Source organism: Pseudomonas sp. PDM10 (assembly GCF_014852295.1).
Taxonomy (GTDB): domain Bacteria; phylum Pseudomonadota; class Gammaproteobacteria; order Pseudomonadales; family Pseudomonadaceae; genus Aquipseudomonas.
The window spans coordinates 602523-622001 of sequence record NZ_JACVBJ010000006.1 but is presented as its reverse complement, the minus strand read 5'-3'; the positions used below and the strand labels follow the sequence as shown (position 1 = coordinate 622001).

Below are 19479 nucleotides of genomic sequence, written 5' to 3'. Positions count from 1 at the left end.
GCGAGCGTCTGGGCCTGTCCCTCGACGAAACCACGTCGCCAGCTGACGTGGAAACCCTGTGGGCCTTGCTGGCCGACGGCCAAACCCTGCCGGACTTCGCCGCCCTCGCCGCCTCGGTGGTTAGCGCCATCCCGGCCGCGCTGCTGCGCCAGTCGCCAATCCTCAGCCACCCGGTGTTCAACCGCTACCACTCGGAAACCGAGCTGATGCGCTACCTGCGCAAACTGGCCGACAAGGATCTGGCGCTGGACCGCACCATGATCCCGCTGGGCTCGTGCACCATGAAACTCAACGCCGCCAGCGAAATGATCCCGGTGACCTGGGCTGAATTCGGTGCCCTGCACCCGTTCGCCCCGGCCGCGCAAAGCGCCGGTTACCAGCAACTGACCGACGAACTGGAAGCGATGCTCTGCGCCGCCACCGGGTACGACGCGATCTCGCTGCAACCGAACGCCGGTTCGCAAGGTGAATACGCCGGCCTGCTGGCGATTCGTGCCTATCACCAGAGCCGCGGCGAAGACCGTCGTGACATCTGCCTGATCCCGTCCTCGGCCCACGGCACCAACCCGGCCACCGCCAACATGGCTGGCATGCGTGTGGTGGTCACCGCCTGCGATGCCCGCGGCAACGTCGACATCGAAGACCTGCGGGCCAAGGCCATCGAGCACCGCGAACACCTCGCCGCGCTGATGATCACCTACCCGTCGACCCACGGCGTGTTCGAAGAAGGCATCCGCGAAATCTGCGGCATCATTCACGACCACGGCGGCCAGGTGTACATCGACGGCGCCAACATGAATGCAATGGTCGGCCTCTGCGCGCCGGGCAAGTTCGGCGGCGACGTGTCGCACCTGAACCTGCACAAAACCTTCTGCATCCCGCACGGCGGTGGCGGCCCGGGCGTTGGTCCGATTGGCGTCAAGTCGCACCTGACGCCGTTCCTGCCGGGTCACGGCACCATGGAGCGTAAAGAGGGCGCGGTCTGCGCCGCACCGTTCGGCAGCGCGAGCATTTTGCCGATCACCTGGATGTACATTCGGATGATGGGTGGCGCCGGTCTCAAGCGCGCCTCGCAACTGGCGATCCTGAATGCCAACTACATTTCCCGTCGCCTCGAAGAGCACTACCCGGTGCTCTACACCGGCAGCAACGGCCTGGTGGCGCACGAATGCATCCTCGACCTGCGTCCGCTGAAAGACAGCAGCGGCATCAGCGTCGATGACGTCGCCAAGCGTCTGATCGACTTCGGCTTCCACGCCCCGACCATGTCGTTCCCGGTGGCCGGCACGCTGATGATCGAGCCGACCGAAAGCGAATCCAAAGAAGAACTGGACCGCTTCTGCGACGCCATGATCCGCATCCGCGAAGAAATCCGCGCGGTGGAAAACGGCACCCTGGACAAGGACGACAACCCGCTGAAAAACGCCCCGCACACCGCGGCGGAAATCGTCGGCGAGTGGACGCATCCGTATAGCCGTGAGCAGGCGGTGTATCCGGTTGCGTCGCTGATCGAAGGCAAGTACTGGCCACCGGTCGGTCGCGTCGACAACGTGTTTGGTGATCGCAACCTGGTTTGCGCTTGCCCGTCGATCGAAAGCTACGCTTAAAACAGTGTGGGGCGGTTAATCCGCCCCACTCAAGAACACTGCAAATCCCTGTAGGAGCAAAGCTTGCTCGCGATAGCCGTTACACGGTCTATCTGATGAACCGCGTCATCGTTCATCGCGAGCAAGCTTTGCTCCTACGGAGTCGCGTTGCATCTATAACAAGAAACCGGAGAACAACCATGTCTTTAAGCGTGTTCGACCTGTTCAAGATTGGCATCGGCCCCTCCAGCTCTCACACCGTCGGCCCGATGCGTGCTGCTGCGCGCTTCGCCGAAGGTTTGCGCCGTGAAGGGCTGCTGGCCGCGACCACTTGCGTCAAAGTCGAGCTCTACGGATCACTCGGCGCCACCGGTAAAGGCCACGGCAGCGACAAGGCTGTGCTGCTGGGCCTGGAAGGCGAACACCCGGACACTGTGAACACTGAAACCGTCGCCGCCCGTCTGCAAGAGATTCGCGGCAATGGTCGCTTGAACCTGCTCGGCGAACACAGCATTGCGTTCAATGAGAAAGAACACTTGGCGATGATCCGCAAACCGTTGGCCTATCACCCCAACGGCATGATCTTTCGCGCCTTCGATGCGGCGGGCATACAAATCCGCAGCCGCGAGTACTACTCGGTTGGCGGCGGTTTTGTGGTCGATGAAGACGCCGCCGGCGCCGACCGTATCGTCGAAGACGCCACGCCACTGACCTTCCCGTTCAAAAGCGCCAAGGACCTGCTCGGTCACTGCACCACCTATGGTCTATCGATCAGCCAGGTGATGCTGACCAACGAAAGTGCCTGGCGCTCGGAAGCGGAAACCCGCGCCGGCCTGCTGAAAATCTGGCAAGTGATGCAGGATTGCGTCGACGCCGGTTGTCGTAACGAAGGCATCCTGCCCGGTGGCTTGAAGGTCAAACGTCGGGCGGCCGCGCTGCATCGGCAACTGTGCAAGAACCCCGAATCGTCCCTGCGCGATCCGCTGTCGGTGCTGGACTGGGTCAACCTCTATGCACTGGCAGTCAACGAAGAAAACGCCAACGGCGGGCGCGTGGTGACGGCGCCTACCAACGGTGCGGCCGGGATCGTCCCCGCTGTTTTGCATTACTACATGCGCTTCATCCCCGGCGCCAACGAAGACGGCGTCGTGCGTTTTCTGCTGACCGCGGCCGCGATCGGCATCCTCTATAAAGAAAACGCCTCGATCTCCGGCGCCGAAGTCGGCTGTCAGGGTGAAGTTGGCGTCGCTTGTTCCATGGCCGCCGGCGCCCTGTGCGAAGTCCTCGGTGGCACCGTGCAGCAAGTGGAAAACGCCGCCGAAATCGGCATGGAACACAACCTCGGCCTGACCTGCGACCCGATTGGCGGGCTGGTGCAAGTGCCTTGCATCGAGCGCAACGCCATGGGCTCGGTCAAGGCCATCAATGCGGTGCGCATGGCCCTGCGCGGCGACGGTCAGCACTTCGTCTCCCTCGACAAGGTCATCCGCACCATGCGCCAGACCGGCGCCGACATGAAAAGCAAATACAAGGAAACCGCCCGTGGCGGTTTGGCGGTCAACATTATCGAGTGCTGATGCTCACGCGCATTTGCACACTTTTTCAGGAGCTGAATATGTCCACCGAACAACTGTCGAAAACCCCGCTGCACGCACTGCACATCGAACTCGGCGCCCGCATGGTGCCGTTTGCCGGCTATGACATGCCGGTGCAATACCCGCTCGGCGTGATGAAAGAACACCAGCACACCCGTGATCAGGCCGGGCTGTTCGATGTCTCGCACATGGGCCAGATCCGCCTGACCGGCGCCAATGCCGCCAAGGCGCTGGAAAGCCTGGTGCCGGTCGACATCATCGACCTGCCGGTGGGCATGCAGCGTTACGCGATGTTCACCAACGAGACCGGCGGCATCCTCGACGACCTGATGGTCGCCAACCTGGGTAACGACGAACTGTTCCTGGTGGTCAACGCCGCCTGCAAGGACCAGGACCTGGCGCATCTGCGCAAGCACATCGGCGACCAGTGCACCATCGAGCCGCTGTTTGAAGAACGCGCCCTGCTGGCGCTGCAAGGTCCGGCCGCCGTTACCGTGCTCGCGCGTCTGGCGCCTGAAGTGGCGAAGATGACCTTCATGCAGTTCGCCCGCGTGAAACTGCTGGGTGTGGACTGCTTTGTCAGCCGTTCGGGCTACACCGGTGAAGACGGTTACGAAATCTCCGTGCCGGCCGCCAACGCCGAAGCCCTGGCTCGTGCCCTGCTGGCCGAACCTGAAGTGGCGGCCATCGGCCTTGGCGCTCGCGACTCCCTGCGCCTGGAAGCTGGCCTGTGCCTCTATGGCCACGACATGAACACCGAGACCACCCCGATCGAAGCGAGCCTGCTGTGGGCGATCTCCAAGCCTCGTCGCGCTGATGGCGCACGTGCCGGCGGCTTCCCTGGCGCTGAAACCGTGTTCGCACAGCAACAAGCCGGTGTCAGCCGCAAGCGCGTTGGCCTGCTGCCTCAGGAACGCACGCCGGTGCGCGAAGGCGCAGAGATCGTCAATGAAGCAGGCGACATCATTGGCGCGGTTTGCAGCGGTGGCTTCGGTCCGACCCTGGGCGGCCCTTTGGCGATGGGTTACGTCGACAGTGCTTATATCGCTCTCGATACGCCGGTATGGGCGATTGTTCGTGGGAAAAAGGTACCTTTGCTTGTAAGCAAAATGCCATTTGTTCCACAACGCTACTACCGTGGCTGATTGACTGTTCCTATAAGTAACGCGGTTGCGTTAACAGCGCACTAATGTGTAACGCAACCGCCATAAAACAGTGCACACCTTCGATTACGAACTTGGCTTATAACGATCGAAAACAATTGAACACCTCTATCGCATAAGCCAGCGCTAGTTGCCGCCGAACGGCATCAACGCGAGCAAATCCGGGCCCTCCACAGGGCTTGTTTTTTCTCCCGTAGTTGGCGTAGAGTTTGTTCACTGTGTTTGCATGGGTCGCTTGGAATCGTGACCTGGGCAGTAGCCTACAAGTTAGCTACATCCCGTTCGACGTCTTCTTACTCTCCTGCAACCAGCCCCAGTACTCTTTCACAAGAAGGAGGCTGTCATTAATTTTTTGCGTCAAAGGAATAAGAAATGTCCACACGTCAGAGCGGTACCGTCAAGTGGTTTAACGACGAGAAAGGTTTTGGTTTTATCACTCCAGAAAGCGGTCCGGATCTGTTCGTGCATTTCCGCGCTATTCAGGGCAACGGCTTCAAGAGCCTGAAAGAAGGCCAGAAAGTGACTTTCGTTGCTGTGCAAGGCCAGAAAGGCATGCAGGCTGACGAAGTACAAGCAGAAGCCTGATCTTCTGTAACGAAAAAGCCCCTGATGCTGACATCAGGGGCTTTTTTGTGCGCGTAAATCCGTAAAATGGCTTCTTTTTTCCGTCCAGAGGCTGCCATGTCGAAACATCTTCTCAAACCCCAGGGCGACTTTCCTGCCGTCACCCTCGGACGTCGCCTGGCAGCGATGTTCTACGACTTCTTGTTGTGTACCGCCCTGCTGATCGTCACCAGTGGCATTTACAAGATGATCCAGATGGCGATCATCGGCGAAGACAAAATGCGAACCCTGACCGAAGCCGGCGCGCTGGACGGCGATCCATTGCTGTCAACGGTGCTGCTGTTTGTGCTGTTCGGCTTCTTCGCCAAGTTCTGGACCTGGTCCGGTCAGACCCTGGGCATGCAGGTCTGGTGCATCCGCGTACAAAATGCCGACGGCTCATCCATCAGCCTGTGGCAGGCATTGCTGCGCTTTGTGGTGTCGATCGCGTCCTTGCTGTGCGTCGGGGTGGGTTTCTTCTGGTCGCTGTTCGACAAACAGAAACGCAGCTGGCATGACATCTACTCCAACACCCAGCTCGTGCGGATTCCAAAGAAAACCAAGTAGCTCAGCCATACAAAAACCACTGTGGGAGCGGCGGTGCGACGATTCGACTTGCTCGCGAAGAGGGTGTGTCAGACAACATTAATGTCGACTGATACACCCTCTTCGCGAGCAAGCCCGCTCCCACAGATTTTGTGGACTATCTGAAAGATCTCAGGCGTTGCCGGCCAACTTCATCCGTGCAGCCTGGGTAAAGTCGAGCATGCGCTTGAGCGGCCGAATCGCTTGTGGAATCAACGCAGGATCGACAAAGATCTCGTTAGTCCCTTCCTTCAAGCTCTTGAGCGTGCGCTCAAGGGTATTCATCGCCATCCACGGGCAATGTGCGCAACTACGGCATGCTGCGCCGTTACCGGCCGTTGGCGCTTCGATGAAGACCTTGTCCGGGCACAGCTGCTGCATCTTGTAGAAGATGCCGCGATCAGTGGCGACGATAAGGGTCTTGTTTGGCAGGCTCTGCGCTGCCGCAATCAATTGACTGGTGGAGCCGACGGCATCTGCCAACTCGATCACCGACGTCGGCGACTCCGGGTGCACCAGAATTGCTGCGTCCGGGTACAGCGCCTTCATGTCTTCGAGCTGTTTGGACTTGAATTCTTCGTGAACGATGCAGGCGCCGTCCCACAGCAGCATGTCCGCGCCGGTCTGACGCTGGATGTAGGTGCCCAAATGCTTATCCGGGCCCCAGATGATGGTTTCGCCGTTATCCATCAGGCTTTCGACGATCTCCAGCGCGCAGCTTGAAGTCACCACCCAATCCGCCCGGGCTTTGACCGCCGCCGACGTATTGGCATACACCACCACGGTACGCTCCGGGTGCTGATCGCAGAACGCCGAGAACTCGTCCACCGGGCAACCCAGGTCCAGCGAGCAGGTCGCCTCCAGGGTGGGCATGAGGATGCGTTTTTCAGGGTTGAGGATTTTGGCGGTCTCGCCCATGAACTTCACACCGGCGACCACCACGGTCTTGGCCGGGTGAGCATTGCCAAAGCGGGCCATCTCCAGCGAGTCGGAGACACAGCCTCCGGTTTCTTCGGCCAGGGCCTGAATGACCGGATCGCAATAGAAGTGAGCAACCAGCACCGCATCCTGAGCCTTGAGCTCGGCAGCGATGGCGGCACGGTAATAGGCCTCCTCCTCGGCAGTCAGCGGCTTGGGCTGCTTGGCGTCGAGGTGGGCTTGAACCAGAAGGCGTTCGGAAATCTGCGTCATGTTCGCAAGACCTGCAGGCGCTTTCGCGCGAAAGTCGAGTATACACCCGGCTCCGGACCCTTCAGGGTACCGCCGGGAGAGTGAGTATCATCAGGCACGGACAACGTTGAAGCTGCGCAAGGCTACAGAATATCCCGTGGATGCAAAAGATGATTCTGACCTGCGTCACGCGGTGCAGCCCAGAACCTGGGCGACCTTAAATCGCGGGCAAAAAAAAATCCGGAAATCCTCACTTGCGTGGGCCTTCCAGACTTTTAAAACTGCTACAAAAATGGTGGGTCGTGTGGGATTCGAACCTACGACCAATTGGTTAAAAGCCAACTGCTCTACCAACTGAGCTAACGACCCGCTGTGTGGTGCGCGTATAATACTGATTTTTAAGGACTATTCAACACCTGATTTGAAATAAATCAAAAATAAGGTGTTGGGTCACTGATTCCGGCTGCCGCAAAGCCTTCTGCACGCAGGCGGCAGCTGTCGCATTTGCCGCATGCACGGCCGTTATCGTCCGCCTGATAGCAGGAAACAGTCAGGCCGTAATCAACGCCGAGCTTCACGCCCGCCTGGACGATCTGCGCCTTGCTCAGGTTCTGCAGCGGTGCCTGGATACGGAAACCATTCCCCTCTACACCGGCCTTGGTCGCCAGATTGGCCATGCGCTCGAAAGACTCGATGAACTCGGGACGGCAGTCCGGGTAACCGGAGTAATCCACTGCGTTCACACCGATAAAGATGTCGCGAGCGCCGAGCACTTCAGCCCAGCCCAACGCCAGGGACAAGAAAACGGTGTTGCGCGCAGGCACGTAAGTCACCGGAATACCTTCGCCCGCTTCTTCCGGCACATCGATACTGGTGTCGGTCAATGCTGAACCGCCGATACCGTTCAGGTTCAGGCCGATCACCTTGTGTTCAATCACACCCAGGTCGCGAGCGACACGTTCGGCGGCGTGCAGTTCGGCATGGGAGCGCTGACCGTAGTCGAAGCTCATGGTGTAGCAGCTATAGCCTTCAGCGCGAGCCATGGCCACAACGGTCGCGGAGTCGAGGCCGCCGGACAGCAAGATGACCGCGCGTTTTTCAGTGGTGTTCAGTTGTTCAGTCATTTCAGCGCCCCGGCTCGTCATTCCAAAGATATTTATGCAACTGCAATTGCAGACGCACTGGCAGGTTGTCCGCCACCACCCAGTCAGCCAGGTCCCGAGCATTAAGGTCATGGTGACTTGGCGAGAACAGGACTTCGCCGGAACGCTGATCCAGACCGTACTGGATCAGCTTGGACACGGCCCAGTCATAGTCTTCCCGCGAGCAGATGACAAACTTCACCTGATCGTTGCGCGTGAGCAGTTCGATGTTCTCGTAGCGGTTGCGGTGGGCTTCTTTCGAACCCGGGGTTTTCAGGTCGACGACGCGACTGACCCGTGGATCGACCGCCGAGATATCCAGGGCACCGCTGGTTTCCAGCGAGACCTCGTAACCGGCGTCACACAACTGCTTGAGCAATGGGATGGCATTGGGTTGTGCCAGCGGCTCGCCGCCGGTGACACAGACGTAACGCGGACGAAAACCGGCCACTTGCTCGAGGATGTCGTCGAGCGTGCGGAGGGTGCCGCCAGTGAATGCATAAGCGCTGTCGCAGTATTGGCAACGTAATGGGCAACCGGTCAGGCGCACAAAAACAGTGGGCAGCCCGGCAGTCCGCGTTTCACCCTGCAACGAGTAGAAAACTTCGGTGATTCTCAATGTGTCTTGCATAGTCGCCACGGGCATAACAGCTAAACAGGCTGTCCGCCTCCGTCAGGCACTTCAAGGAACCCCGCCACCGCGCAGATCCCAAAAAGCGTGTTTCATAAAAAGGGCGTGAATTCTAACGAAAAAACCCGCGACAAGCGCGGGTTTCTTCAAAACGGGTCAAGCCGCCCTTACATTTTTTGCAGATCACGCTGGGCCAGCTGAGCGGCGGAAGTGCCCGGATATTGGGACACAACCTGCTGCAGAATGCCTTTGACCTTGTCGGGATGACCGAGGCGGCGTTCTACATCAGCGAGCTTGTACAGCGAATCAGGCACTTTGGGATGCTTGGGGTACAGCTGTGAAACCTTGGCAAAAGCCTGACCTGCACCTTGCAGATCGCCTTTGGCCAGGTTCACTTCGCCCAACCAGTACTGAGCATTGCCCGCGTACTGACTGTTCGGGTACTTGCGCAGGAATGCGGCAAAAGCCTGGCTGGCCTTGTCGAAATCCTTGGCTTTGATCAGGTCGAAGGCTGCATCGTAATACAGTTTTTCCTTCGCCGGATCAGCCGGCTCGCTACCCGCGGCAGGTGCCTGAGCGGCTGTCGCTCCTGCGGCTGCGCCCGCTGCTGCACCGGGGGCATTCAAACTGCCACCGGTGGAAGAATTATCAGGAGTCGCGGCTGGTGCAACGCCGGTTCCTATGCGCCGATCAAGATCCTGATATCGCTCCAGGTTCTCTTGCTTCATGCGCGCTACATCATTTTGCAGAACTTCGATGATGCCTTGTTGGCGCGAGATCTGCTCCTGCATCGATTGCAGTTGGTTGAACAGCTCGCCCTGTGCCGAGACAGGGGCCGAAACCCCTCCCCCGGCATAGGCGCCGTTCGTACCGTAACCTGCAGGCGGATTATTAGTCCCGCTATTGGTATAGCCGGAGTCATTATCGACCACAGGAACCGCAGCCCACACCGCAAGCGGTGCGAGGCTGAGAGCCAAAACAGTTACAGCACGACGGCACGTTCGCATGACGAATTACTTACGCAGTTCGACGCGACGGTTTTGAGCCCAGGACTGCTCGTCGTTGCCGGTAGCAACTGGACGCTCTTCGCCGTAGGAAACCAGTTCCAGCTGAGCTGGGGAAACACCTTGCAGTACCAGGTAACGCTGAACGGCTTTCGCACGACGCTCGCCCAGTGCCATGTTGTACTCACGAGTACCACGTTCGTCGGTGTTGCCTTCCAGAACAACGCGAGCGCCGTTTGCTTTCAGGTCCTTGGCGTGAACGTCCAGAGCGCGCATGGCTTCTGGCTTCAGGTCCGAACTGTCGTATTCGAAGTAGAAAGTGGTGATTGCGCGCAGAGCAGCTTCTTCGCTCAGGGAGCCGTCAACTGCACCAGTGTTTGCGCCGTAACCAGCGTTTGGATCTACAGCGCCTTCACCGGCATTGTCGCCGCCTTTGGACGAGCAACCTACAGCTACAGCCATGGCCAGAGCCAGCGCAGCAAATTTACCAAACTTCAGCATTTCCATCGTGAAACTCCTAATGAACCCCAATGTGTTAAGTACAACGTATAGCGCCGCGTCAGTTCAGGTAAGGGGACCAGGAAGGTTCTCTGACTTCGCCTTGTGCGGTAGGAAGCGGGAGCCTTACGCGTCCATTAATGGACACGAGCATCAAGACTCCCCGGCCCTGCTGGCGGGTGGCGTAGATTACCATGGTGCCGTTGGGCGCAACAGTAGGCGACTCGTCCAGAGTGCTATCAGTGAGGATTTTTACGCTTCCGCGCTGCAAATCCTGGGCTGCCACCTTGAAATTAGTGAAACCTTCCTGACGATGGATCATCACCAGGGTCTTTTCATCAGCCGAAAGCTTAGGGTTGGCGTTGTAGTTACCGATAAAGGTCACACGTTCCGCACCACCACCGCCTGCGCTGGTTTTGTAGATTTGCGGCTTGCCGCCACGGTCCGAGGTGAAGTAGATGGTCGAACCATCTTTACCCCAGAACGGTTCGGTGTTGATGCCAGGACCGTTAGTGACACGCGTGATCTGACGCGAACCCAGGTTCATCACGTAGATGTCCGGGTTGCCATCTTTCGACAGTACGAATGCCAGGCGATTGCCATCAGGCGACCATGCTGGCGCGCCATTCAGGCCTTCGAAGTTGGTAATCTGCTCACGGCGACCGGTGTCGATGTTCTGCATGAAGATACGCGGACGCTTTTGCTCGAACGACACATAAGCGATGCGCTTGCCGTCCGGTGCGAAACGTGGCGACAGGATCGGCTCGCGCGATTGCAGCAGGGTCACGGCACGGGCACCGTCATAGTCTGAACGTTGCAGCGTGTAGCGAGTGTTCTTCTCGGAGAAACGCTCGGCTGTCACGTACAACAGACGAGTCGAGAACGCACCTTTGATACCGGTGAGTTTTTCGAACGACTGGTCCGCGATGTAGTGCGACATGTCGCGCAGTTGATCGACGCTGCCCGACACGCTGCCGGTCAGCACTTGCTGCTCGGTGGCGACGTTGAACAGTGCGTATTGGACCTGCAGGCGACCGCCCGCAGGAGCAATGCTGCCGACCATGACGTACTGGGCGCCCAGCGCCTTGAAGTCACGGAAGATGATTTCGCTGGCCTGGCTTGGCTGGCTGATCATGTTCTGTTTTGGAATCGGCGAGTAGTAACCCGAGTTGCGCAGGTCGTTACCGATGATTTCGGCCATGTCGTCCGGCAGAACGCTGCCGCCCTGGTTGCCAAACGGAACGACTGCGATCGGGGTGGCCCGATCACTGCCGCTGGTGACCAGAATGTTTTTTTCATCAGCTGCCGCTATCCCTGCCAGGCAGCAGATAACGACGAGCATTCCTCGAAGAAGGTTTCTCACAAGGCTAGATCCTCAGGTGTGAATGTCATCTTGAATGAACGATACGGAGCGAAATCGCTCGGCTTCATTCCCTGCATTTCTGTCAAACGTCCAATGTTCTTGACCGCCGCAACAGCGGAAGCGTCAAACGGACCATCGCCGCTGGACTTGGCCACGCCAACCGAAGTCACCGTACCATCGGGCAACATGCCGATTTGCAACACGACCGTCATGCCTTTGCGGGCCGAAGGTGGACGAGCCCAGCCTTCCGCTGCACGAGCACGAATCAGATCATCGAAACTACCGGCGACTTCGTCACCCTGCTCATCCGCCAAGGCCTGCTGACGCTGCGGCGTATCGGAAAGCAAATCTGCCAGGGCCTGAGCCTTTTTGTCTTCGGCGGATTTACGTGCCGCTTCCTGCGATTTTTTCTTCGCAGCATCGGCAGCAGCTTTCTTCTTCGCGTCTTCGGCGACTTTCTTCTTCGCCTCTTCAGCTTCAGATTTCTTCTTGGCGTCTTCCGCGGCTTTCTTCTTCGCGTCTTCGACGATCTTTTTCTTCGCTTCTTCAGCGGCCGCTTTCTTGGCCTCTTCTTCAGCTGCTTTCTTGGCTTCTTCTTCAGACTTCTTCTTGGCTATATCAGCCAATTGTTTCTCTTCGGCCTTTTTAGCTTCGGCGGTCTTCTTCGCTTCATCGGCTTTCTTGGCTTCATCAGCCTTTTTGGCCTCTTCCGCTTTCTTTGTCTCGTCGGCCTTTTTGGATTCTTCGGCTTTTTGAGCCGCGTCTTCCTTCTTTTGTTCCGCGGCCTTGATCGCTTCCTGCTCGATCTTTTTCTGTTCCATCTGTTCGACTTCGGTCTGGCGCGCGGCGGATTTCTTCGCCTCACCCGCAATCTTCTGATTGGTCTGGGTGGTCGCCTGACTTTTCGATTTCAGTTGGTACAGGGTCGCCTGGACAATCGGCTTGGCCGGCGGCAGTTCGGGCGTGAAGGCGAAACTGACGAACAGCATGCCGAAAACCAGCACGTGCAAGACAAGCGCCCAGACACTAGGCCAGAAATAGCTTTCCGAGGCGGACGGCTCTCGCATTTGCTGCATCAGGGTGCCTCGGTGATCAAGCCAACATTACCGACCCCGGCTTTCTGCAACCCGCCCATGGCGCCCATGACGGAACCGTAGTCGACGGTCTTGTCGCCGCGGATGAACACCTGGGTACGCTTGCCACCTTCAGTGCCGGCGCGAATGATTTTGGTCACGGCGTCAGTCATCTGCGGCAAGGTCATGGCCTTGTCCTGTTGCTTTTCAGTGTCGACTTCGCTGCCAAGGTTCCAGTAGTAGGTCTTGTCAGCCTTGATCGAAATGGTCAGGACCTGGGTGTTGTTGTCCTGCGGCAAGGCTTCGCTGGAAACCTTGGGCAGATCAACTTTCACGCCCTGATTGAGCATCGGAGCGGTCACCATGAAGATGACCAGCAGCACCAACATCACGTCGATGTAGGGCACCACGTTCATCTCGGCAACCGGCTTGCGCTTTTTGCGAGCTCGAGCGATTAAAGCCATTGGAAATTACCTGCTTATTCTTCGCTGGTGTGCACTTTGCGGTGCAGGATCGCCTGGAATTCATCGGCGAAGGTGTAGTAACGGCTCAGCAGGGTTTCGCTGCGAGCAGCAAAACGGTTGTAAGCGATAACGGCCGGGATGGCGGCGAACAAGCCGATCGCGGTAGCAATCAGTGCTTCGGCGATACCCGGAGCCACGGTGGCCAGGGTCGCTTGCTGGGCAGTGGCCAGGCCACGGAAGGAGTTCATGATCCCCCAGACGGTACCGAACAGACCGATGTACGGGCTGACGGAACCTACGGTCGCGAGAAACGGCAGGCTCTGCTCGAGCTTTTCTTCTTCGCGGGAAATGGCAACGCGCATGGCGCGGGCCACGCCTTCCATGACCGCTTCCGGGTCAACGCCTGGCTGCTGGCGCAGACGGGAGAATTCCTTGAAACCGGCACGGAAGATCTGCTCTACGCCCGAATCCGGATCAGGGTTGCTGCCGGCCTGACGGTAGAGTTTGGACAGGTCGATACCCGACCAGAAGCGCTCTTCAAAGCTCTCCAGGGCACGTCGACCGGCGCGCAGCAGATTGCTGCGCTGAAAGATCATGATCCATGAGGTCACCGATGCGGCTACCAGGATCAGCATTACCAGTTGCACCACGATACTGGCATTGCTGACCAGGCTCCACATGGAGGAATGGTCGACGACGTTAGCTTCCACGCTTTATCTCCTGCTTTGAGTGTGTACCCGCGCCGCTCACGTCGGCAAAGGCCGCACGTAGAGCTTCGGGAATGGCCCGGGGTTTCAAACTGTTAGTGCGCACACAGGCCACCAAAAACTGCCCTTCGCAGAGCAGCGCATTATCCGTAGCCCGCCTGACCTGCTGTTTGAAGCGCAGGCTGACACGGTTCAATTCGATTACTTCAGCGCTTACCAGCAGCTCGTCGTCCAGTCGCGCCGGCGCGTGGTAACGCGCTTCGCTGGAATGCACGACGAACAACAGGTCCTCACCTGCAAGCTGGGATTGGGCAAAGCCCAGCTCCCGGAGCCGCTCGGTTCGAGCCCGTTCCATAAACTTGAGGTAATTAACGTAATACACGATGCCGCCCGCATCGGTGTCCTCGTAATAAACGCGACAACGAAGTGCGAAAGGCTCAAGCCCGTTTTGCGCGCGCATACTCTAGTGCTTACTCCTCAGGTTGCCAATCCGGCCAGGCAACTGTTTTTCATTGATTCACGGCTTTCTGGCGAAAGTACGGTCCTGGGACCACACAAACCCCGAATATATCAGCGCGCAAAGGTTATTAATCGTCCACGGCATCGAGGAACTCGTCTACCACGGGCATCTCGCCCAATCGTGACGGGATGTTTAAACCGAAGTGCAGATACGCATGCCGGGTCACCACTCGACCCCTCGGCGTACGCATGATGTAGCCCTGCTGGATCAGGTACGGCTCGAGTACGTCTTCAATAGTGTGTCGTTCTTCACTGATGGCGGCGGCGAGGCTATCGACCCCGACCGGCCCACCGTCGAACTTCTCGATCATCGTTAACAGCAGCCGTCGATCCTGATGATCGAAGCCACGCTCGTCGACATCCAGCAGGTTCAAGGCCAGGTCGGCGATCGGTTTGGTGATGTGGCCCTTGGCGCGTACTTCGGCGAAATCCCGAACCCGGCGCAGCAAGCGGTTGGCGATCCGTGGCGTACCGCGGGCACGACGGGCGATTTCGAAGGCGCCTTCCGGGTCCAGCGGCAAACCGAGGATATTCGCCGAACGACTGACAATCGTTGCCAGGTCAGCGGTGTTGTAGAACTCCAGGCGCTGGACGATGCCGAAACGGTCGCGCAGCGGATTGGTCAGCATCCCCGCCCGCGTCGTCGCACCGACCAGGGTGAACGGCGGCAGATCAAGCTTGATCGAGCGCGCGGCCGGCCCTTCGCCGATCATGATGTCGAGCTGGAAATCTTCCATGGCCGGGTACAGCACTTCTTCGACAATCGGTGAGAGCCGATGGATTTCGTCGATGAACAGCACGTCGTGTGGCTCAAGATTGGTCAGCAGCGCCGCCAGATCACCCGGGCGTTCAAGCACGGGGCCCGAGGTGCTCTTGATCGACACGCCCATTTCCTGGGCGATGATGTTGGCCAAGGTGGTTTTACCCAGACCCGGCGGGCCGAAAATCAGCGTGTGGTCCAGGGATTCATTGCGCCCACGAGCCGCCTGGATGAACAACTCCATTTGCTCGCGAACGGTCGGCTGGCCAATGTACTCGGCCAGGCTGACAGGGCGAATCGCCCGGTCCTGGACTTCCTCGCGGTCACGAGGGCCAGGCGTGGCGGCAATCAGACGATCAGCTTCAATCACTTAGATCATTCCCTTCAGGGCACGACGAATCATGTCTTCACTGCTCAAGCCTTTCTCCTTGATCGCAGAAATCGCCTTGCTGGCTTCCTGCGGTTTGTAGCCCAGGGAGATCAGCGCGCTGACCGCGTCATTTTCGGCGGTGGCAACCGGCGTCGTATCTGGCCCACCTGGCTGGTTTGGCACCAGGGCAAACATCGCCGGCACGGTTTCCCAGGCCTTGAAGCGATCCTTGAGTTCCACCAGCAAACGCTCGGCAGTCTTCTTGCCCACGCCCGGCACCTTGGTCAACGCCGAGGTGTCCTGGGATTGTACGCAGCGGACCAGCTCATCGACTTCCAGGCTCGACATCAGGGCCAGGGCCAATTTCGGCCCTACACCATTGAGACGGATCAACTCGCGAAAAAAGTCTCGCTCACGCTTGCCGAAGAAGCCATAGAGTAACTGCGCGTCTTCGCGTACGACCAAATGGGTGTGCAAGGTCAGCGGTTCACCGACCGACGGCAAGCGATAAAGCGTGGTCATGGGCACTTCCAGCTCATACCCCAGACCGTTTACATCCAGAATCAGGTGCGGCGGCTGTTTCTCAGCCAGTGTGCCGCGCAAGCGTCCAATCACGTTTCAGATCCTTGAGCGTTGGCCAGATCAGTGCTGGCGACTGACAGAACAAGGGTTTTGCGCCGACGACACAGGCGCAAAACCCTCATTCCGTAAAAAATGATTGCTGATGCTATCAGAGACGCAGGCGCCCGCCACGACTGCGTGCCGTACCCAGACCATGGGGCAACAGGCTGGAGCGGGTGTGAGCATGGCAAATGGCAATGGCCAGGGCGTCCGAGGCATCGATTTGCGGTTTGCTGGTCAGTTTCAGCATGTGCATGACCATCATTTGCACCTGCTCTTTATTCGCCGCGCCGGTACCAGTGACTGCTTGCTTGACCTGGGTCGCCGTGTACTCAGCGATTTCCAGGCTTTCTTCCGCGCCGGCAACGATGGCTGCGCCGCGGGCCTGGCCAAGTTTCAGCGCAGAGTCGGCGTTGCGTGCCATGAAGACCTTTTCGATGCCCATGGTCACCGGGCCGTAGGTCTGGATGACTTCGCGCACGCCGCGATAGACGATTTGCAGGCGTTCATGCAGCTCGCCGGAACCTGTGCGAATGCAGCCCGACGCCACGTAGACGCATCCACGCCCGGTATCGCGCACTACGCCATAACCGGTGATGCGCGAACCGGGGTCGATACCAAGAATTAAAGTCATAACGCCTGCGGGTTAGGTAAGAGCACGATATTCAATACAGCGAATAACAATTGTGGGAGCGAACCGTGGCGAGGGGATTTAGCGAAACGTCGCACCGCCCCGTTGGGTCGCGAAGCGGCCCTGAACCTGTGAATACGAAGATTTCAGAAAAACCGTAATCACTGGGTCTGCGACTGCTTCGCAGCCGAACGGGGATAAATCCCCTCGCCACGGTTCGCTCCCACATTGGATCTTAGTCGCCCTTAACCCAGCTGCGCGGCTACCGATTCAGGGATGTCCGCATTGGAGTAAACGTTCTGCACGTCATCCAGGTCTTCAAGCATGTCGATCAGCTTGAGCACCTTCTCGGCGCCTTCCAGGTCGAGTTCGGCACTGGTGGTCGGCAACATCACGATTTCCGCGTCATCACCTTTGAAACCGGCCGCTTCCAGCGCGTTACGCACGGAGTAGAAACCGGCGAACGAGGTGAACACGTCGATGGAGCCGTCTTCGTGGGTCACCACGTCATCGGCATCGGCCTCCATCGCCGCTTCCATCAGTGCATCTTCATCAACGCCAGGAGCGAAGGAAATCTGCCCCTTGCGCTCGAACAGATAGGCCACCGAACCGTCCGTACCGAGGTTGCCGCCGCATTTGCTGAACGCATGGCGAACAGCCGCGGCGGTGCGGTTGCGGTTGTCGGTCATGCACTCGACCATCACCGCCACGCCGCCCGGGCCGTAGCCTTCGTAGGTCAGCTCGACCATGTCGTCGGTGTCGGCAGCACCGGCGCCGCGGGCGACCGCACGGTCGATAATGTCCCGGCTCATGTTCGCGCCGAGAGCCTTGTCCAGCGCCAGACGCAAACGCGGGTTGGAACCCGGATCGCCACCGCCCTGACGGGCCGCAACGGTCAGCTCACGAATCCACTTGGTGAAAATCTTGCCCTTCTTGGCATCCTGACGTTCTTTGCGGTGCTTGATGTTCGCCCACTTGGAATGACCCGCCATATCTCGCTCCGAATTCTCTTTGAAACATTGCCCGCCGCGCCATGATGCGCCAGCCAGCAAATAAAAATCTCGACCATTCTATAAAGAAAGGGCGCATCCGAAGATGCGCCCTTCTGGTCAGCCTTACTCAGCCTTAGGCGCTTCGCGCAGACGAATGTGCAGTTCGCGCAGTGCCTTGGCATCTACCACACCCGGGGCCTGAGTCATGACGCAAGCGGCGCTCTGGGTTTTCGGGAAGGCGATCACTTCACGGATCGACTGGGCGCCGGTCATCAGCATCACCAGACGGTCCAGACCGAAGGCCAGGCCACCGTGCGGCGGCGCGCCGTATTTCAGGGCGTCGAGCAGGAAGCCGAATTTCTCTTCCTGTTCCGCTTCACTGATACCCAGCAGACGGAACACCGACTGTTGCATTTCCTTGCGGTGGATACGGATCGAACCGCCACCCAGCTCCGTGCCGTTCAGTACCATGTCGTAGGCACGGGACAGAGCGGTCGCCGGGTTGGCTTCCAATTCTTCCGGGGTGCACTTCGGCGCGGTGAACGGGTGATGCAAGGCCGCGAAGCTGCCGTCGTCGTTCTCTTCGAACATCGGGAAGTCGACCACCCACATCGGCGCCCACTGGCAAGTCAGCAGGTTCAGATCGTTACCGACCTTGATCCGCAGTGCGCCCAGGGCTTCGCTGACGATCTTGGCTTTGTCGGCACCGAAGAACACGATGTCGCCATCGACCGCACCTACGCGATCAAGGATCACATTGAGGTTGGCTTCAGGGATGTTCTTGACGATCGGCGATTGCAGGCCTTCAACGCCTTTGGCGCGCTCGTTGACCTTGATGTACGCCAGGCCCTTGGCACCGTAGATGCCGACGAACTTGGTGTAGTCGTCGATCTGCTTGCGCGGCATGCTCGCTGCGCCAGGAACGCGCAAGGCGGCAACGCGGCATTTCGGGTCGTTGGCCGGGCCGCTGAAGACTTTGAAGTCGACTTCTTTCAGCTGATCGGCAACGTCAACCAGTTCCAGCGGGTTACGCAGGTCCGGCTTGTCGGAACCGTAACGACGCATGGCCTCTTCCCAGGTCATGTGCGGGAATTCGCCGAATTCCACATCCAGCACTTCCTTGAACAGGTTGCGGATCATGCCTTCGGTGATGCCAATGATGTCTTTTTCATCGAGGAAGCTGGTTTCGATGTCGATCTGAGTGAACTCAGGCTGACGGTCGGCACGCAGGTCTTCGTCGCGGAAGCATTTGGCGATCTGGTAGTAGCGATCGAAGCCGGCCACCATCAGCAGCTGCTTGAACAGCTGCGGCGATTGCGGCAAGGCGAAGAAGGAACCGGCGTGAGTACGGCTCGGCACCAGGTAATCGCGAGCACCTTCCGGGGTAGCGCGAGTCAGGATCGGCGTCTCGACGTCGAGGAAGCCGTTCTCGTCCAGGTAACGACGGATGCTGGTGGTCATGCGCGAACGCAGGCGCAGCTTCTCGAGCATTTCCGGACGACGCAGGTCGATGAAGCGATAACGCAGGCGGGTTTCTTCGCCGACGTCGGAGAACTCGTTGAGCGGGAACGGCGGGGTTTCCGCTTCGTTCAATACTTCCAGCTCGTAGCCCAGCACTTCGATCATGCCCGACGCCATGTTGGCGTTGCCGGCACCGGCCGGACGCAGGCGTACCTTGCCGGTGACCTTGACCACATACTCGCTGCGCACGCGATCGGCGGCGGCGAAAGTTTCAGCGCGATCCGGGTCGAACACCACCTGGGCCAGACCGTCACGATCACGGATATCGAGGAAAATCACCCCACCGTGGTCACGGCGACGGTGAACCCATCCGCAAAGGGTAATTTCCTGGCCTTCCAGGCTTTCGTTCAGTTGGCCGCAATAATGGCTGCGCATCATGGTCGTAGTTTCGCTTCTCGTAATTCGAAATTCGGTTGGAGATCCTGCAACAGCCCCGCCTTTAAGAAAGGCGCCAGATGATGCAAGAGCTCGCACGTGTCGT

The 19479-nt window shown here is 58.8% G+C and carries 20 protein-coding genes and 1 tRNA gene; 5 read left to right on the top strand and 16 right to left on the bottom strand.

What is annotated here, in order from left to right; genetic code table 11:
* From gcvP to IB252_RS23125, 5 genes are all read left to right on the top strand, one after another.
* A partial coding sequence (gcvP, locus tag IB252_RS23145; RefSeq protein WP_192410370.1) for an aminomethyl-transferring glycine dehydrogenase occupies positions 1 to 1607 on the top strand: 1607 nt, incomplete at its 5' end.
* Positions 1608 to 1786: 179 nt separating this feature from the next.
* Positions 1787 to 3163, top strand: coding sequence for an L-serine ammonia-lyase (locus tag IB252_RS23140; RefSeq protein WP_192410369.1), 1377 nt, complete (start codon positions 1787 to 1789; stop codon positions 3161 to 3163).
* A gap of 38 nt (positions 3164 to 3201) precedes the next feature.
* Positions 3202 to 4326 carry a glycine cleavage system aminomethyltransferase GcvT gene (gene gcvT, locus IB252_RS23135; protein ID WP_192410368.1) on the top strand — a complete coding sequence of 375 codons (1125 nt, stop codon included), beginning with the start codon at positions 3202 to 3204 and terminating at the stop codon, positions 4324 to 4326.
* A 390-nt stretch (positions 4327 to 4716) separates the two neighbouring features.
* Complete coding sequence (locus tag IB252_RS23130) at positions 4717 to 4929, top strand: cold-shock protein (RefSeq protein WP_003227496.1); 213 nt, start codon at positions 4717 to 4719, stop codon at positions 4927 to 4929.
* Positions 4930 to 5025: 96 nt separating this feature from the next.
* Positions 5026 to 5514, top strand: a complete 489-nt coding sequence (locus IB252_RS23125; RefSeq protein ID WP_192410367.1) for an RDD family protein — start codon at positions 5026 to 5028, stop codon at positions 5512 to 5514.
* Positions 5515 to 5664: 150 nt separating this feature from the next.
* On the opposite strand, the gene nadA is transcribed toward IB252_RS23125, so the two are convergent.
* The 16 genes from nadA to aspS all read right to left on the bottom strand — a co-directional run bounded on the left by nadA (position 5665) and on the right by aspS (position 19376).
* Complete coding sequence (gene nadA, locus IB252_RS23120; RefSeq protein WP_192410366.1) at positions 5665 to 6723, bottom strand: quinolinate synthase NadA; 1059 nt, start codon at positions 6721 to 6723, stop codon at positions 5665 to 5667.
* Between the two features lie 272 nt (positions 6724 to 6995).
* Positions 6996 to 7071: transfer RNA gene (locus IB252_RS23115), tRNA-Lys, on the bottom strand.
* Between the two features lie 62 nt (positions 7072 to 7133).
* Positions 7134 to 7826, bottom strand: a complete 693-nt coding sequence (gene queC / locus IB252_RS23110) for a 7-cyano-7-deazaguanine synthase QueC (RefSeq protein WP_111451446.1) — start codon at positions 7824 to 7826, stop codon at positions 7134 to 7136.
* Position 7827: 1 nt separating this feature from the next.
* On the bottom strand, positions 7828 to 8475 hold the full coding sequence (gene queE, locus IB252_RS23105; RefSeq protein WP_192410365.1) for a 7-carboxy-7-deazaguanine synthase QueE: 648 nt from the start codon (positions 8473 to 8475) through the stop codon (positions 7828 to 7830).
* A 167-nt stretch (positions 8476 to 8642) separates the two neighbouring features.
* Positions 8643 to 9482, bottom strand: a complete 840-nt coding sequence (gene ybgF, locus IB252_RS23100; protein ID WP_192410364.1) for a tol-pal system protein YbgF — start codon at positions 9480 to 9482, stop codon at positions 8643 to 8645.
* Positions 9483 to 9488: 6 nt separating this feature from the next.
* On the bottom strand, positions 9489 to 9986 hold the full coding sequence (gene pal / locus IB252_RS23095) for a peptidoglycan-associated lipoprotein Pal (protein ID WP_003178634.1): 498 nt from the start codon (positions 9984 to 9986) through the stop codon (positions 9489 to 9491).
* A gap of 52 nt (positions 9987 to 10038) precedes the next feature.
* Positions 10039 to 11340, bottom strand: a complete 1302-nt coding sequence (tolB, locus tag IB252_RS23090; protein ID WP_074879460.1) for a Tol-Pal system beta propeller repeat protein TolB — start codon at positions 11338 to 11340, stop codon at positions 10039 to 10041.
* Entirely contained in the window at positions 11337 to 12416 is a 1080-nt protein-coding gene (tolA, locus tag IB252_RS23085) for a cell envelope integrity protein TolA (RefSeq protein ID WP_111451445.1), read from the bottom strand. Before tolA ends, tolB begins: the two co-directional genes overlap by 4 nt.
* A complete protein-coding gene (tolR, locus tag IB252_RS23080) occupies positions 12416 to 12868 on the bottom strand; it encodes a protein TolR (RefSeq protein WP_161807482.1) in 453 nt (150 codons plus the stop codon). The genes tolA and tolR overlap by 1 nt, the downstream gene beginning before the upstream one ends.
* A 23-nt stretch (positions 12869 to 12891) precedes the next feature.
* Positions 12892 to 13587 (bottom strand): protein TolQ, encoded by a 696-nt coding sequence (gene tolQ, locus IB252_RS23075; RefSeq protein ID WP_046049659.1) that lies wholly within the window; start codon positions 13585 to 13587, stop codon positions 12892 to 12894.
* Positions 13577 to 14044 carry a tol-pal system-associated acyl-CoA thioesterase gene (ybgC, locus tag IB252_RS23070; protein ID WP_008147372.1) on the bottom strand — a complete coding sequence of 156 codons (468 nt, stop codon included), beginning with the start codon at positions 14042 to 14044 and terminating at the stop codon, positions 13577 to 13579. The genes tolQ and ybgC overlap by 11 nt, the downstream gene beginning before the upstream one ends.
* 127 nt (positions 14045 to 14171) lie before the next feature.
* On the bottom strand, positions 14172 to 15233 hold the full coding sequence (gene ruvB / locus IB252_RS23065) for a Holliday junction branch migration DNA helicase RuvB (RefSeq protein ID WP_008147374.1): 1062 nt from the start codon (positions 15231 to 15233) through the stop codon (positions 14172 to 14174).
* Positions 15234 to 15848, bottom strand: a complete 615-nt coding sequence (gene ruvA / locus IB252_RS23060) for a Holliday junction branch migration protein RuvA (RefSeq protein WP_046049661.1) — start codon at positions 15846 to 15848, stop codon at positions 15234 to 15236.
* Between the two features lie 115 nt (positions 15849 to 15963).
* Complete coding sequence (ruvC, locus tag IB252_RS23055) at positions 15964 to 16488, bottom strand: crossover junction endodeoxyribonuclease RuvC (protein WP_008147379.1); 525 nt, start codon at positions 16486 to 16488, stop codon at positions 15964 to 15966.
* A gap of 242 nt (positions 16489 to 16730) precedes the next feature.
* Complete coding sequence (locus tag IB252_RS23050; RefSeq protein ID WP_008072427.1) at positions 16731 to 17477, bottom strand: YebC/PmpR family DNA-binding transcriptional regulator; 747 nt, start codon at positions 17475 to 17477, stop codon at positions 16731 to 16733.
* Positions 17478 to 17600: 123 nt separating this feature from the next.
* Positions 17601 to 19376: an aspartate--tRNA ligase gene (aspS, locus tag IB252_RS23045; protein ID WP_192410363.1), complete on the bottom strand. Its 1776-nt coding sequence runs from the start codon at positions 19374 to 19376 to the stop codon at positions 17601 to 17603.
* Positions 19377 to 19479: the final 103 nt, after the last annotated feature.

Coding starts and splice junctions, on each gene's coding strand:
- IB252_RS23140 (WP_192410369.1), top strand. CDS start 1,787: ATGTCTTTAAGCGTGTTCGACCTGTTCAAGATTGGCATCGGCCCCTCC.
- gcvT (WP_192410368.1), top strand. CDS start 3,202: ATGTCCACCGAACAACTGTCGAAAACCCCGCTGCACGCACTGCACATC.
- IB252_RS23130 (WP_003227496.1), top strand. CDS start 4,717: ATGTCCACACGTCAGAGCGGTACCGTCAAGTGGTTTAACGACGAGAAA.
- IB252_RS23125 (WP_192410367.1), top strand. CDS start 5,026: ATGTCGAAACATCTTCTCAAACCCCAGGGCGACTTTCCTGCCGTCACC.
- nadA (WP_192410366.1), bottom strand. CDS start 6,723: ATGACGCAGATTTCCGAACGCCTTCTGGTTCAAGCCCACCTCGACGCC.
- queC (WP_111451446.1), bottom strand. CDS start 7,826: ATGACTGAACAACTGAACACCACTGAAAAACGCGCGGTCATCTTGCTG.
- queE (WP_192410365.1), bottom strand. CDS start 8,475: ATGCAAGACACATTGAGAATCACCGAAGTTTTCTACTCGTTGCAGGGT.
- ybgF (WP_192410364.1), bottom strand. CDS start 9,482: ATGCGAACGTGCCGTCGTGCTGTAACTGTTTTGGCTCTCAGCCTCGCA.
- pal (WP_003178634.1), bottom strand. CDS start 9,986: ATGGAAATGCTGAAGTTTGGTAAATTTGCTGCGCTGGCTCTGGCCATG.
- tolA (WP_111451445.1), bottom strand. CDS start 12,416: ATGCAGCAAATGCGAGAGCCGTCCGCCTCGGAAAGCTATTTCTGGCCT.
- ybgC (WP_008147372.1), bottom strand. CDS start 14,044: ATGCGCGCGCAAAACGGGCTTGAGCCTTTCGCACTTCGTTGTCGCGTT.
- ruvC (WP_008147379.1), bottom strand. CDS start 16,488: ATGACTTTAATTCTTGGTATCGACCCCGGTTCGCGCATCACCGGTTAT.
- IB252_RS23050 (WP_008072427.1), bottom strand. CDS start 17,477: ATGGCGGGTCATTCCAAGTGGGCGAACATCAAGCACCGCAAAGAACGT.
- aspS (WP_192410363.1), bottom strand. CDS start 19,376: ATGATGCGCAGCCATTATTGCGGCCAACTGAACGAAAGCCTGGAAGGC.